Consider the following 14256-nt stretch of genomic DNA (forward strand, 5'->3'; position numbering starts at 1 on the left):
CCGGACCGTCACCGGACGGTCCGGGCCCCGCGCCGCGGCCGGCCGCGTCAGCCGCCGAACGTCCCCGCCGGCGCCTCGTGCTCCAGCAGTCCGCCCAGCACCCGGTCCGGGGTGAGCGGCAGCTCGCGGAAGCGGACGCCCGTCGCGTGGCGGACGGCGTTGCCGACGGCCGCCGCCGAGCCGACGATGCCGATCTCGCCGATCCCCTTGCTGCCCATCGGGTTGAGGTGGGGGTCGTCCTCCTCGATCCAGTGCGCCTCGATGTCGAGGACGTCGGCGTGCGCGGGCACGTGGTACGACGCCAGGTCGGACTCGGTGAAGTCGCCGAACGCCGGGTCCATGGTGCTGTCCTCGGTCAGTGCCATGCCCAGGCCCATGGTCATGGCGCCCACGAACTGGGAGCGGGCCGTACGGGCGTTGAGGATGCGCCCGGCCGCGTACACGCCCAGCATCCGCCGGACCCGTACCTCACCCGTCACCGTGTCGACCGTGACCTCCGCGAAGTGCGCCCCGAAGGCGTGCCGGGCGTAGGCGCTCTCGGCGTCCGCCTGCCCGGTGGTGTCGGCGTGCGCGCCGATGCCTTCCTCGGGCACCGGCCCCGGCAGCGTCGCGAGCCGTTCCGCGAGCCGGGCGCACGCCTCGTGCACCGCCCAGCCCCAGGAGGCCGTGCCGGAGGAGCCGCCGGCCAGGGACGCGGCCGGCAGCTCGGTGCTGCCCACCTCGATCCGGACCCGGTCCAGCGGTACGCCGAGGGCGTCGGCGGCGACCTGGGCGAGCACCGTCCGCGCGCCCGTGCCGATGTCGGTGGCGTTGACGCGGACCCGGAAGCAGCCGTCGGGCAGCGCCCGCGCCGACGCGGTGGACGGCGAGACCAGCACCGGGTAGGTCGCGGCGGCGACGCCGGTGCCCACCAGCAGCGGGCCCTCGGCGCGGGAGCGGGGACGCGGGTCGCGGTCCGACCAGCCGAACCGGCGGGCACCCTCGCGCAGGCACTCCACCAGGTGCCGGCTGCTGAACGGCAGGCCGCTGTCGGGTTCCGTCTCCGGTTCGTTGCGGATGCGCAGCTCGACGGGGTCCATGTCCAGTTCGACGGCGAGTTCGTCCATCGCCGACTCCAGGACGTACATGCCGGGCGCCTCGCCGGGCGCGCGCATCCAGGAGGGGGTGGGCACGTCGAGGCGGACCACGCGGTGGGCGGTGCGGCTGTGCGGCGCGGCGTACATGACGCGGGCGGGCACCGCGGCCTGCTCCACGAACTCCTTGACACGGGAGGTGTGGGTGGTCACCTCGTGGCCGAGGGCGGTGAGCCGGCCGTCCCGTCCGGCGCCGAGGCGGAGCCGGTGCAGGGTGGGGGCGCGGTGCCCGACCACGGCGGGCAGGGTGCGGCGCGGGAACACCACCGTGACGGTCCGGCCGGTGTGCCGCGCCGCCATCGCGGCGAGGACCACGTCCGGGCGGGGGGTGCCCTTCGACCCGAAACCGCCGCCGACGTGCTCGGCGGAGACCGTGATCCGCTCCTCCGGAATCTCGAACATCTGGGCCAGCGTGGTGCGGACGACGGTCGTGCCCTGGCTGGAGCTCTGCACGGTGAGCCGGTCGCCGTCCCACCGCGCGGTGCTCGCGTGCGGCTCCATCGGATGGTTGTGCAGCGGTGGCAGCCGGTACTCGGCGTCGATCCGCACGTCGGCGGCGGCGAACGCGCCGTCCAGGTCACCGCGTTCCCGCACGGCCGGGTTGCCGCCGTTGGCGTCCTCGGGGACGTAGGCGTCGGGGTGCGACGCGGTGAGCGTGACGTCGTGCGGCTCGGTGTGGTAGGCGACGCGGACGGCGGCGGCGCCGGCGCGGGCCGCCTCCAGCGTCTCGGCGACCACCAGGGCCACGGGCCAGCCGCGGTGCGGTACGTCGGGGCCCTGCAGCACGGCCAGCACCGGGTCGTCCGGCGCGGCGAGCCGCGGCGCGTTCTCGTGGGTGAGCACCGCGAGCACGCCCAGCAGGGCGAGGGCGGGCGCGGGGTCGACGCCGGTGACCCGGCCGCGCGCGACGGCGGCGGGCACGGGCCAGGCGTGGGCGCGGCCGGGGCCGTCGAACTCGGCGGCGTACCGCGCGGCGCCGGTGACCTTCTCCCGCCCTTCCCGGCGTTCGGCGCCGGCGCCCAGGACGGACTCGGTGACGGTCATGGAGTCTCCTCGTGGATCGTGGACGCCTTCGCGAATTCCGCGGACGCCGGTTCAGGCGGGGGAGACCGGCGCGAGCCGGCCCAGGACGTCCAGGGCGAGCCGCCGGGCCAGCGGCACCTTGAAGGCGTTGTCCCGCAGCGGTTCGGCGGCGGCCAGTTCCAGGTCGACGGCGTGCTCGAACGCCGCCGCGGTGGGGGCCGCGCCGATCAGCGCGTCCTCCGCCCGGCGGGCCCGCCACGGCCGGTGCGCGAGCCCGCCGAAGGCGAGGCCCACCCGGTCCACGACACCGCCCTCGGTGTGCAGCACCGCGGCGACGGAGGCGAGCGCGAAGGCGTACGACGCCCGGTCCCGGGCCTTGCGGTACACCGACGGCAGCCCGGCCGCGGCGGCCGGCAGCAGCACCCCGGTGATCAGCTCGCCGGGGTGGATCTCGGTGTCCTTCTCCGGGTGCATGCCGGGCAGCCGGTGGAAGTCGGCGGCGGGGACCGCGCGTCCGCCGTCCGGGCCGCGCAGCTCCACCCGGGCGTCCAGGGCGGCGAGCGCCACCGCCATGTCCGAGGGGTGGGTGGCGACGCACCGCTCGGAGTGGCCGAGGACGGCGTGGTCGCGGTGCACGCCCTGAAGGGCGCCGCAGCCGGTGCCGGGCTCCCGCTTGTTGCACGGCTTGGTGAGGTCCTGGAAGTAGGGGCAGCGGGTGCGCTGGAGGAGGTTGCCGCCGGTGGTGGCGGCGTTGCGCAGTTGCCCGGAGGCGCCCGCGAGCAGTGCCTGCGACAGCACCGGGTAGCGGTCGCGGACCAGGGGATGGGCGGCGAGGTCGCTGTTGCGGACCATCGCCCCGACCCGCAGCGAGCCGTCGGCCAGTTCCTCCACCGTGTCCAGTGGGAGCCGGGTGACGTCGATGAGCGCGGCGGGCGTCTCCACGCCCAGCTTCATCAGGTCCACGAGGTTGGTGCCGCCGCCGAGGTAGCGGGCGCCGGGGCGGGCGGCGAACGCGTCGGTGGCCTCCTCGACGCTGCGGGCACGCACGTAGGCGAAGGACTTCACTTCAGATCACGTCCTCGACGGCGTCGGCGATGCGCATGTACGCGCCGCAGCGGCAGAGGTTGCCGCTGAGCCGCTCCCGGATCTCCTCCCGGTCCAGCGCCACCGGCGTGCCGGAGGGCTCCTCCGGGTCGGTCACGTGCGAGGGGTGCCCGGCGGCGGCCTCGGCGAGGGCACCGACCGCGGAGCAGATCTGGCCCGGGGTGCAGTACCCGCACTGGAAGGCGTCCCGGTCGAGGAACGCCCGCTGGAGCGGGTGCAGCCCGTCCCCGTCGCCGAGCCCCTCCACGGTCGTGACCTCGGAGCCGTCCAGGGTCACGGCCAGCAGCAGGCAGCTGTTGACGCGCCGCCCGTCGACCAGGACCGTGCAGGCCCCGCACTGGCCGTGGTCGCACCCCTTCTTGGCGCCCGTCAGCCCGAGATCCTCGCGGAGCAGGTCGAGGAGGACCCGGCGGTGGTCGACGGCGAGGGTGTGGGGTTTGCCGTTGACCCGGAGCGTGGTGTCCGAGCGCTCGGCGGCTGCGGTCGTGTCGTGACTGTCCATGGCGACCTTCCGGTACGGGCCGGTACGGCTGTGCCGTCCGCGTATCCAGGTTGCTCCGGCTGACACCTGCCCGCGGCGGCCTACGCTGGCGGTCATGACCACGACGACCGGAGAGAGCACGGCGCCCGCCCGCGTCGTGCGCGACGCCTACGAGGCTCTGGCGGACGTCGTCCGCCCGCTCGGGGACGACGCGTCCTGGCTGCCGACCGGCTGCGCCGGCTGGGCCGTCCGCGACCTGGTGTTCCACCTGACCGCGGACGCCCAGCGGGCGCTGGTCGCCTTCCACACGCCCGCCGCGGGGCCGCCCGACCGGGACGCCGTCACCTACTGGGAGGACTGGCGGCCCGACCCCGTGGGCGCGGCCCACGGGCGGCGCTGGAACCGGGTCGCGGCGAGCATGTTCGCCGACTTCGGGCCGTTGCGGGAGCTGTACCTGGAGACGGCGGCGGCCGCCGCCGTGGCCGCTGCGGCGACACCGCCCGCGTCCCCGGTGACCACGCAGGGCCACGTCCTGACGGCCGGTGACCTGATGCTGACCCTCGCCGTCGAGGCGGCGGTCCACCACCTCGACCTCACCCTGTCGCTGCCCGACGCACCGCCCCCGTCCCCGGCGGCCCTCCACACGGCCCGCACCACCCTCGACGGCCTGCTGGGCCACGCGGTGCCGCTGGACTGGTCGGACTCCCACTACGCCCGCGCGGCGACGGGCCGCGCCCCGCTGACGGAGGTGGAACGCCGCATCCTGGGCCCTGACGCGTCCCGCTTCCCCCTCTTCGGCTGAGCGCCCCGAAGGGGCGCGGGGAACTGCGCGACCAGCCACGACGGACCCGCACACGACGTGCGACCGTCAGCTCTCCCGCTCCGACTCGTCCCGCGGCGCAGGCGCAGGCGGCGCCGACGCTGACGCCGACTTCCAGCGTTCCAGCCCCCTGGTCAGGGCCCGCAGCGGCGACGTGGGCCGCTGCTCGGGGGGCTCCGCGCGGGGCGGAGGAGCGCCCGCGGAGTCGCGGAGGGCGGCGAGCGCCTCGCCCGCCCGCTCCGCCGCCTCCCGGTACAGGTCCCGGGACTGCGTCATCGCCTCCAGCGCCTCGGCGTACATCGCCACCAGCTTGCGCTCCCGCTCCAGCTCCTCCACCAGCGTGAGCAGCCGCCACTCCTCCCGCAGCGCGGTGAGCGCCGCCTCCGCGCCGTCCGGCAGCGGCCGTTCCAGCGCGGCGTACCGCGTCACCGTCGCGATCAGCTCGGCCGGCTCGGTCCCGTCGAGGAACACCGTCCGCACGGAGAGGTCCCCGGCGTCAGGCACGGCCGGGGACCCCGGCAGTACGACCGCCCCGCCGCGCGGCACCTGCACGCCGGACTCCTCCAGCGCCCAGTTGACCACCCGCAGCTGCTGCGGCGCCGCGCGGTGCTCGACCACCCGGTGCCGCAGGCTCGGCGGCAGCAACCGGACCAGCGGCACCCGGCCGCGGTGGTCGGGGGTCATCGCCTCGTGCACGATCACGTGGATCAGCCAGGAGTGCCGTCCGGCGTCCCGCAGCAGCCGCCGTACGGCCTTGTCGTCGTCCGGCAGCGTGTTCAGGCCCCGCATCCGCAGGCCGGTGGCCGCGTCCCGGTCCCAGGTGACGTCGGGGTCGTCCGGCCAGAACATCCCGGCGGGCGAGGGCCAGCCCAGCTCCCAGTGGGCCTCCGCCTCCGCGATCAGCGTCCACTCCTGGCCGCCCGCCGAGGCGGCCGCCAGCGTCAGCCGGGCGCGGACGGTGACGTCCTCGGGCACCCGCCAGCGCGCCTCGAAGACCCGCTCCCCGGCGGCGCCGTCCCCGGCGTCCTCCGGCAGTTCGTGGAAGTCGTCGATGACGCCGTCGTCCTTGTTCCCGCTCAGGGTGCGCAGCAGGACGTCCCGCGCGGCGGTTCCGACATGGCGGCCGCGGGCCGCCCACACGGTCGGCGGGGTCGCGGGGCGTTCGGTAGGTGAGGTCGGCATGAGTCCATCTGGAGGAGGGGGCACGTGCGCAGGCTCAGTATTGTCGCCGCAGGTCGTCCGGGCTCACCCGGGGTCGGCCGACGCGCCGGTGCGAGGGGGCCGACCGGGGTGCGGACCGCCGTGCCGGGAGTGGAACGACCCCGTCCGCGGGCAGGAGCACGGCGGACGACCGTACAGCACACGAAGGAGCTACCCGATGAACCTCGACCTCGACGGACGGACCGCGCTGGTGACGGGCTCCTCCCAGGGCATCGGCGCGGCGATCGCCGCCGGTCTGGCCCGCGCCGGAGCCCGGGTGGGCGTCAACGGGCGGAGCGCCGCCCGGCTGGAGAAGAGCGTCGCGGCGCTGCGCGAGCAGGTCCCGGACGGCGACTTCGTGCCGGTCGCGGCCGACCTCGGCACCGAGGAGGGCGCGGCCGCCACCGTCGAGGCGCTGCCCGACGTGGACATCCTCGTCAACAACCTCGGCGTCTTCGGCGCCGAGCCCGCCCTGGAGATCGCCGACGACGAGTGGCGCCGCTACTTCGAGATCAACGTCCTCGCGGGCGTCCGCCTCATCCGCGCCTACCTGCCCGGGATGCGGGAGCGCGGCTGGGGCCGGGTGCTGAACATCGCCAGCGACTCGGCGGTCGTCATCCCGGCCGAGATGATCCACTACGGCATGTCCAAGACGGCGCTGCTCGCGGTCTCCCGGGGCTTCGCCAAGGAGGCCGCGGGCAGCGGCGTCACGGTGAACTCGGTGATCGCGGGGCCCACCCGCACCGAGGGCGTCGAGGAGTTCGTGTACCAGCTCGTCGACCGGGACCTGCCCTGGGACGAGGCGCAGCGCGTCTTCATGCGCGAGCACCGCCCGCAGTCGCTGCTCCAGCGGCTGATCGAACCCGAGGAGATCGCCAACCTCGTGGTGTACCTCAGCTCGCCCCAGGCGTCCGCGACGACCGGCGCCGCCGTCCGCGTGGACGGCGGCTACGTCGACTCGATCCTGCCGTAGCCCGGCAGCGGGGGAGGGGGCTCAGCTCCCCTCCTCCAGGCGCCGTCGGTCGGTCTCGTCCCAGGCGCGGGTGTCCCGCGGCTCGACGTACGGCTCGCTGTCCGCCGGGTGCCCGCCGTCGATGACCCGCTGCCTGGCCATCTCCGCGTCGAACTCCAGGCCCAGCAGGATGGCCAGGTTGGTCACCCACAGCCAGACCAGGAAGATGATCACACCCGCGAGGGTGCCGTAGGTCTTGTTGTACGAGCCGAAGTTCGCCACGTAGAACGCGAACCCGGCGGAGGCGGCCATCCAGATCAGCAGGGCGACCAGGCTGCCCGGCGTGATCCAGCGGAAGCCGCGCACCCGCGCGTTGGGCGTGGCCCAGTACAGCATCGCGATCATCATCGTGACCAGCAGGACCAGGACCGGCCACTTGGCGATCGACCACACCGTCAGCGCGGTGTCGCCCATGCCCAGCGCGGTGCCGGCCTGCCGCGCCAGGCTGCCGGTGAAGACCACGATGAGCGCGCTCGCCACGGCCAGCACCAGCAGCGCCACGGTCAGCGCGACCCGCAGCGGCAGCACCTTCCACACCGGTCGCCCCTCGGGGATGTCGTAGACGGCGTTGGCCGAGCGGATGAACGCGGCCACGTAGCCGGAGGCCGACCACACGGCGCCGACCAGGCCGACCACGGCCAGCACCGAGCCGAGCCCGGCCTTGGCCTGCAACTGGGTGATCGCGTCGGTGAGGACGTCCCGCGCCGAGCCAGGGGCGAGCTCGCGCACGTTGTCCAGCACCTCCTGGGTGGCCGACTCCCCGGCGATGCCGAGCAGGGAGACCAGCACCAGCAGGGCGGGGAAGAGCGCCAGCACCCCGTAGTAGGTGAGGGCTGCGGCGCGGTCGGTCAGCTCGTCGTCCTGGAACTCCTTGACCACCCGTCGCAGCAGCGCCGTCCAGGACCGCTTCGGCAGCTCGGTGGGGGAGTCGGGGGCGGCGCGCTCGGTGGCGGCGTCCGGGCCGAAGTCCTTGTCGGTGTCGGCGTACGTGTCGGCGTCGGTGTCGGCGTCGGGACCGGAGCGGTGGGAGCCGCGGTGGGGCATGTGAAGTCGGGCCATGGACCACGGGTAGCCAGTCGTACGGCGAACACGCCTGTCCGTGCCGGGAGCGTGCCGGTGGCGTCCGTCCGTGTCGGGGCGGACCTGTCCGCGCTCCCGCCGCGGGCAGGACCGCCGGCGCTCGGCCGCAAGAGGCCGCAGACACCCGAAGTATGCCCCAGCGACCGCACGTTCCTCTGGAAAATGCCAAAGTCTCCTTCCGGCGCGTACACGTTCCGTAGCGTCCTCGTCACGCTCACGATGCGAAGTCACACTCACGGGGCGATGCGAGGGGGAGGGAGATCCGGTGTGCCCGGAATAGACGAGAGCCTGCTGGAAGCCATGCGACTGCCGGGCGCGCGAGGCGCGTCCCTGGTCGACTGGATCAGCGGGCTCGCCCTGGGGGCGGTGGGCGACGCCCCGGGCGGTGACGCGGAGGCGACGGCCGCGGAGACCGCCGAACTGGCCCGGCACGCCGCCGAGAGCGGTTCGCTGGCGCCGGACGGTCCCGACGGCGTGACCGGCAAGGAGACGCCCGTCGAGGACATGATCGTCACCACCGGGGACTCCTACCACCTGATCCGCTTCGTCACCACGACGTTCGACAGCACCGTCTTCCTCCACCTGTGGCTCGACCGCAACGACGGCAATCTCGCGCTGGCCCGCATCCGGCTCGGCGAGATGGCGGACCGACTGGTGCTCGTATGACGACGACCTGGGCCGCCCACGACACGACCGCGGCTTCCCTGGGCGCGCTGGCGGCGGAGGGCGCGACCGGCGCGCTGAGCGGCGAGCGCGGCGTCTTCTATCTGGCGGCCGGACGGGTCGTGCACGTGGAGTCCGCGTACACCCCCGACGTCGGGGCGCTGCTCATCCGCAGCGGCGCGCTCGCCGAGGACGGCTGGTGGGAGGCGGTCGAGGCGGACGGCGCCCGGCACCGGGTGGGCCGCCGGCTGGTGGACAGCGGCCGGCTCGCCGCCGGAGCGCTGGAGGTCTGCCACCTCGGGGCGCTGTTCGACGCCGCCTACTTCGCCCTGGCCGACGACGGCCGCGCGCACCGCTTCCGGCCGGGGGCCGCGCACTGGCTCGGCACGGTGCGCTCCGTACCGGTCGACACCGTGGTCGGTGAGTCGCGGCGCCGCCGGGACCTGCTGCACCGCCTCTGGCCCGACCCCCGTGTCGACGTCGCCCCGCTCGCCCGGATGCCCGGCACGGTCACCACCGGCCTGCCGCCCCGGCGCGGCCGGGTCCTCGCCGAGGTCGACGGCGTCCGCACCTCCGCCGACATCGCCGCGGCCCTCGCCTGCCGCACCTACCACACCCTTGTCGAACTGCGCCGCCTGGCCGCCGACGGGCTCGTCACCCTCGCCCCGCGCGTCCCGCCGCAGGGCTCCTCCAAAGAGGCACCCGACCCGTGCGGGGCCGCCTGGGACGACCCCGACGCCGCCCTGCTGCGACGGCTTCGAGACGCCTTGGAGGCCCTGTGATCCGCGCGCGTCGCCAGCGTGCCGAAAGGAGACTGCTCATGGCCGTCGAGAGCGACGTCCTGGCCGAACTGCACCGCCTGCGCAACCGCGTGCCCCAGCTGACCGGCTCGCTCGCGGCCACCGTCGACGGCCTCGTCCTCGCCCAGGACGCGCCCGGCACCGAACCGGAGGGCCTCGCCGCGCTCACCGCCGCCGCGCTCGGCGTGGCCCACCGCACGGCCGAGGCCACCGCGCGCGGGGACTTCCGCGAACTGCTGCTGCGCGGCGCCGAGGGCTACGTCGCCACCTACGCGGCCGGCCCGGCCGCCGTCCTCACCCTCCTCGCCGACGGCCGCGTCAACGTCGGCCGGCTGCACCTGGAGGGCCGGCGCAGCGGCGCGCGGATCGGGGACCTGGTCGCCGACCACACCCGTACCGCACGGGCCGCCGAGGACCGGACCGCCTCGGCCGGACCCGCCACCGCGGCCACCGACCCGGCCCGCCCCATCGGCACGCTGCCGGTGCGCGCACCGCAGCGGCCCACCCGACCGCCCCATCCCCAGACCGGCTCCCAGAGCCGGCCGACCTGACCCACTCGATCACGTTCGGAAGGAATCCACCCATGGCCAACCTGGAAACCTCGCTCAAGGAATGCCTCAGCTCCATCGACGGGGCCTCGGCCGCCGCGCTCGTCGACTACACCAGCGGCATGGCCCTCGGCACGCTGGGCGGCACCAAGGACTTCAACCTGGAGGTCGCCGCCGCCGGCAATACCGACGTGGTGCGCGCCAAACTGCGCACCATGGAACTCCTCGGCCTCAAGGAGGACATCGAGGACATCCTGATCACCCTGAGCACCCAGTACCACCTGATCCGCCTCATCAAGGGGCGCGGCGGCAACGGGCTCTTCCTCTACCTGGTGCTCGACCAGAACCGGGCGAACCTGGCGATGGCCCGGCACCAACTGCGCCGGATCGAGAACGAACTGGAGGTCTGACCGGCCCGCCGGGCCGGCCGCCCGATCTCGTGCCCCGGGGTGTCATGTCCCTCTCCACGGAGGGAAGGCGTCCGGCATGAAGTCGACTACAGCGGCCGGCCCGGCACTGCTCCTCGCCCTCGTGTCCGGCACGGCGGGATGCGCGGGCGGCGGCCAGGACGCGCCGGGAGCGCTCGGGGCGTTCACCGGCGGCCACCTCGTGATCACCTCCGACACCGGGGTGACCCTGCGCCCCGGCGACGGGGACGGGGCCGTCGTGGACGACCGGATCGAGCACCGCTGGACGAGCCGGGACGACACCCGTGTCCTCGACCTCACCTGCGAGGAACCGGACGGACAGTGCCCACGGATGCCGCGGGTCGACGTACCCGAGGGCACCTCGGTCACCGTCACCGCGCGCGACGCGGGCATCGACGCCGCCGGGATCGCCGGCGCCCTGGACCTCACCACGGTCAACGGGGACGTCACCGTCACCCGCTCCGGGGCCGACGACGCGAAGGTACGCCTCGTCACCCGCAACGGCTCGGTACGGGCCACCGCGCTGCGGGCCGGGAAACTCCACGCCGAGACGGTCAACGGCGACGTGACCCTCGCCTGCGCCACCGCTCCGGACGGCGTCGGCGGGACCACCACCAACGGCTCGGTCCGGCTCGCGCTGCCGCACGGCGCCCCCGCCTACCGCGTCACCGCGGACACCGACAACGGCAGGCCCGACATCGACGTGGCGACCGGCGGGGACACCGACGGCCGGACGATCCGCCTGGCCACGGTCAACGGCGACGTCACCGCCGGACGCGACTGAGCCCCGGGAGCGTGATCCGCTCCCGGGGCCCGGTCGAGGTACCGCCGCCGGTCAGGCGCCGCTCCAGCGGAGCATGTCCTCGCGCTCGACGTACTTCACGCGCTCACGGCCGTGCGGCTCGCCCTGCGCCTTCTCCGCGGCGTCCAGCCTGTACCAGCCCTCCCAGGTGGTGAAGCGGATGTTCCGCTCGGCCAGGAACGCGTCCATGGCCTCCGGGCCGGGCGAGGCCGGGGTGTGCAGCCGCCCGTTCGCGAAGTCGTCCAGCAGGCTGGCCACGGTCTCGTTGGCGTCACCCTTGGTGTGACCGATGAGGCCGATGGGGCCGCGCCGGATCCAGCCGGTGACGTACGTGGACTGCAGGTGCTCGCCGGACTCCTGTATGACGCGTCCCGCCTCGTCCGGGACCGTGCCCGTGTCGAGGTCCCAGGGCAGCTTGGCGAGCTTGTCGGACAGGTAGCCCACCGCGCGGTAGACGGCGGAGACGTCCCAGTCGGTGAACTTGCCGGTGCCCTTGACGTTCCCCGTGCCGTCCAGCTCGGTGCGCTCGGTACGCAGGCCGACGACCTTGCCGTCCTCGCCGAGGATCTCGGCGGGCGACTCGAAGAAGTGCAGGAACAGCTTGTGCGGCCGGTCGCCGACGTCGCGGATGGCCCAGTTCTCCAGGGTCTTGGCGACCATGTCGGCCTGCTTGTTGCCGCGCCGCGTGGCGATCGAGCCGTCGTCGTAGTCGATGTCCTCGGGGTCGACGATGACCTCGATGTTGGGGGAGTGGTCCAGCTCCCGCAGCTCCATGGGGCTGAACTTCGCCTGCGCCGGGCCGCGGCGGCCGAAGACGTGCACCTCCAGCGCCTTGTTGGCCTTCAGGCCCTCGTAGACGTTGGCCGGGATCTCGGTCGGCAGCAGCTCGTCGGCGGTCTTGGCCAGCACGCGCGCGATGTCGAGGGCGACGTTGCCCACGCCGAGGACGGCGACCTTCTCCGCCTCCAGCGGCCAGGTGCGCGGGAAGTCCGGGTGACCGTCGTACCAGGCGACGAATTCGGCGGCGCCGTAGGAGCCGTCGAGGCCGATGCCGGGCAGGGACAGCTCACGGTCGGCCGTGGCGCCCGTGGCGAAGATCACACCGTCGTAGAAGGCGCGGAGGTCGTCGAGGCTGATGTCGGTGCCGTAGTCCACATTGCCGAAGAGACGGATCTGCGGCTTGTCCAGCACCTGGTGCAGGGCCTTGATGATGCCCTTGATCCGCGGGTGGTCGGGAGCGACGCCGTAGCGGATGAGCCCGAACGGGGCGGGCATGCGCTCGAAGATGTCGATGGAAACGCCGGGTTCGGCGGCCACCTCGGACTTGAGCAGGGCGTCGGCGGCGTAGATACCGGCCGGGCCGGATCCGACGATGGCTACCCGCAGAGGGCGGGGCATGTTCAGGTTCCCTTCGAGCGGTGACAGATCGACTCGACGGAAGCCTAAGCTAAGGGCACCCTAAGCTGGTACGCGGGTCCGATCTATGACCTCATAAGTGGCACCTATGGGCCACCCCCGCGATTGTTTGGACCGCCGGTGAGCGGTGACCGGTGACGCAGGCACCACGAGGCGTGCACCGACGAACCGGCGAGGGAGTGCCCCGTGAACGACGATCCGAACCGGTGGCGGGCCCTGTGGGTCACGCTGGTCGCGGGGTTCATGATCCTGCTCGACGTGACGATCGTCGCGGTGGCCCTGCCGTCCATGCAGCGGGAGCTGAGCGCCTCGGCCGCCTCCGTCCAGTGGGTCGTCTCCGGATACGCGCTGGCGTTCGCCCTGACCCTGGTCACCGCCGGGCGCCTCGGCGACGCGTTCGGCAGGCGCCGGGTCTTCCTGATCGCGCTGGCCGCGTTCGTGGTGTGCAGCGCCGCGGCGGGCGCCGCCCCCTCCGTCCTGTGGCTCATCGTCGCCCGACTGGCGCAAGGCGTCGCCGCGGGCAGTCTCGCCCCGCAGAACTCGGCGCTCATCCAGCAGATGTTCCACGGCGCCGAGCGCGGCCGCGCCTTCGGGCTCTTCGGCGCCACCGTCGGCCTCTCCAGCGCCGTCGGACCGGTCACCGGCGGCCTGATCCTCGCCCTCGCCGACGGCCCCACCGGCTGGCGCTGGATCTTCTACGTCAACGTGCCCGTCGGCCTGATCGCCCTGCTGCTCGGCTTCCGCCTGCTGCCCCGGGTCGCGCCCGGCCGCCGGGGCGACCTGGACGCGGCCGGTGTCGCGCTGCTCGGCGCCGGCATCCTCGCCGTGATGCTCCCGCTGGTGCTGGCCGAGGCCGGCGGGCTGAGCCGCCTGTGGTGGCTGTTCCCGGTGGGGCTGGTGCTCCTGCTGGCCTTCGTCCGCTGGGAACGCCGGGTCGCCGCCCGCGACGGCGATCCGCTGCTCGACCCCCGGCTGCTCACCGGGACCCGGGGCTACGCCACCGGCGCGGGCCTGGCCACCCTGTACTTCGTCGGCTTCAGCGGCGTGTGGCTCGTCTTCGCGCTCTTCTTCCAGAACGGCCTCGGATTCTCACCGCTGCGGTCCGGACTGGCCGTCACCCCGTTCGCCGTCGGCTCGGCCCTTGCCGCCGCCGTGGCGGGCCGCCTGGTGGGACGGTACGGGCGGCTGCTCACCGTCTGGGGGCTCGTCGCCGTCATGGCCGGTCTGGGCGGCACGGACCTGGTGCTGTGGCTGGCGCCCGCGCACTCGGCCGCCTACCTCGCCGCTCCGCTGCTCTTCCTGGGCGGCCTCGGCAGCGGCTGCGTCATCTCCCCGAACGTCACGATGACGCTGCGGGACGTACCCGTGCGCATGGCCGGGGCCGCCGGCGGCGCCATGCAGACGGGGCAGCGGCTCGGCGGAGCCGTGGGCACCGCCGCGCTGCCGGGCCTGTTCTACCTGGTCCTCGGCACCACCGGGAACGACTACCACGCGGCTGTCGCCGTGTCGGTCGGCAGCGGTGTCGTCTTCATGCTGTGCGCGCTGGCCGTCGCCGTCGTGGACCGGCGGCGGGACCGCCCCGACGACGGCGGGCGCCACTCCTCGGAGCCGTCCCACAGCCACACCCACGCGAGCCACGGCTGACCCCGGCCCCACGGCGGGCGCACGCACCCCGTCTCAGTGCCGCTTGCCGAACCGGCGCAGCAGCCCCTGGGCCTGCGCCCGGCGGCGCGGGTCCGCGGCGGC

General features: G+C 74.4%; 14 protein-coding genes. 8 read left to right on the forward strand and 6 right to left on the reverse strand.

Annotated features, from left to right (window positions below; all coding sequences use genetic code 11):
* Nucleotides 1–47 precede the first annotated feature (47 nt).
* The 3 genes from UW392_RS48985 to UW392_RS48995 are packed head-to-tail and all read right to left on the reverse strand — an operon-like array spanning nucleotide 48 to nucleotide 3762.
* Entirely contained in the window at nucleotides 48–2177 is a 2130-nt protein-coding gene (locus UW392_RS48985; RefSeq protein WP_320781871.1) for a xanthine dehydrogenase family protein molybdopterin-binding subunit, read from the reverse strand.
* A gap of 51 nt (nucleotides 2178–2228) precedes the next feature.
* Nucleotides 2229–3221 carry a xanthine dehydrogenase family protein subunit M gene (locus UW392_RS48990; RefSeq protein WP_320781872.1) on the reverse strand — a complete coding sequence of 331 codons (993 nt, stop codon included), beginning with the start codon at nucleotides 3219–3221 and terminating at the stop codon, nucleotides 2229–2231.
* A gap of 1 nt (nucleotide 3222) precedes the next feature.
* Nucleotides 3223–3762, reverse strand: coding sequence for a (2Fe-2S)-binding protein (locus UW392_RS48995; RefSeq protein ID WP_320781873.1), 540 nt, complete (start codon nucleotides 3760–3762; stop codon nucleotides 3223–3225).
* 94 nt (nucleotides 3763–3856) lie between these two features.
* Here UW392_RS48995 and UW392_RS49000 point away from each other — a divergent pair, with 94 nt between their 5' ends.
* On the forward strand, nucleotides 3857–4543 hold the full coding sequence (locus UW392_RS49000) for a maleylpyruvate isomerase N-terminal domain-containing protein (RefSeq protein WP_320781874.1): 687 nt from the start codon (nucleotides 3857–3859) through the stop codon (nucleotides 4541–4543).
* A gap of 66 nt (nucleotides 4544–4609) precedes the next feature.
* Here UW392_RS49000 and UW392_RS49005 read toward each other — a convergent pair whose 3' ends face one another.
* Nucleotides 4610–5743, reverse strand: a complete 1134-nt coding sequence (locus UW392_RS49005) for a hypothetical protein (RefSeq protein ID WP_320781875.1) — start codon at nucleotides 5741–5743, stop codon at nucleotides 4610–4612.
* 196 nt (nucleotides 5744–5939) lie between these two features.
* Between UW392_RS49005 and UW392_RS49010 the strand changes: the two genes are divergently transcribed.
* Nucleotides 5940–6734, forward strand: a complete 795-nt coding sequence (locus UW392_RS49010) for an SDR family oxidoreductase (protein WP_320781876.1) — start codon at nucleotides 5940–5942, stop codon at nucleotides 6732–6734.
* 21 nt (nucleotides 6735–6755) lie between these two features.
* Here the strand turns inward: UW392_RS49010 and UW392_RS49015 are convergent, their stop codons facing one another.
* On the reverse strand, nucleotides 6756–7832 hold the full coding sequence (locus tag UW392_RS49015) for a YihY/virulence factor BrkB family protein (protein WP_320781877.1): 1077 nt from the start codon (nucleotides 7830–7832) through the stop codon (nucleotides 6756–6758).
* 288 nt (nucleotides 7833–8120) lie between these two features.
* Between UW392_RS49015 and UW392_RS49020 the strand changes: the two genes are divergently transcribed.
* The 5 genes from UW392_RS49020 (at nucleotide 8121) to UW392_RS49040 (ending at nucleotide 11076) form a co-directional block, all read left to right on the forward strand.
* The gene (locus tag UW392_RS49020) at nucleotides 8121–8519 is read left to right on the forward strand and encodes a hypothetical protein (RefSeq protein ID WP_320781878.1); all 399 of its coding nucleotides are present in this window, start codon (nucleotides 8121–8123) and stop codon (nucleotides 8517–8519) included.
* Nucleotides 8516–9298, forward strand: a complete 783-nt coding sequence (locus UW392_RS49025) for a hypothetical protein (RefSeq protein ID WP_320781879.1) — start codon at nucleotides 8516–8518, stop codon at nucleotides 9296–9298. Before UW392_RS49020 ends, UW392_RS49025 begins: the two co-directional genes overlap by 4 nt.
* A gap of 38 nt (nucleotides 9299–9336) precedes the next feature.
* A complete protein-coding gene (locus UW392_RS49030) occupies nucleotides 9337–9867 on the forward strand; it encodes a roadblock/LC7 domain-containing protein (RefSeq protein ID WP_320781880.1) in 531 nt (176 codons plus the stop codon).
* A gap of 32 nt (nucleotides 9868–9899) precedes the next feature.
* Entirely contained in the window at nucleotides 9900–10274 is a 375-nt protein-coding gene (locus tag UW392_RS49035) for a hypothetical protein (protein WP_320781881.1), read from the forward strand.
* Between the two features lie 76 nt (nucleotides 10275–10350).
* The gene (locus UW392_RS49040) at nucleotides 10351–11076 is read left to right on the forward strand and encodes a DUF4097 family beta strand repeat-containing protein (protein WP_320781882.1); all 726 of its coding nucleotides are present in this window, start codon (nucleotides 10351–10353) and stop codon (nucleotides 11074–11076) included.
* A gap of 51 nt (nucleotides 11077–11127) precedes the next feature.
* Here UW392_RS49040 and UW392_RS49045 read toward each other — a convergent pair whose 3' ends face one another.
* Nucleotides 11128–12492 (reverse strand): FAD-dependent oxidoreductase, encoded by a 1365-nt coding sequence (locus tag UW392_RS49045; RefSeq protein WP_320781883.1) that lies wholly within the window; start codon nucleotides 12490–12492, stop codon nucleotides 11128–11130.
* 261 nt (nucleotides 12493–12753) lie between these two features.
* On the opposite strand from UW392_RS49045, the gene UW392_RS49050 reads away from it, so the two are divergent.
* Nucleotides 12754–14154, forward strand: a complete 1401-nt coding sequence (locus UW392_RS49050; protein WP_320781884.1) for an MFS transporter — start codon at nucleotides 12754–12756, stop codon at nucleotides 14152–14154.
* Nucleotides 14155–14256: the final 102 nt, after the last annotated feature.

The sequence above is a fragment of the Streptomyces sp. CRN 30 genome, assembly GCF_034105845.1.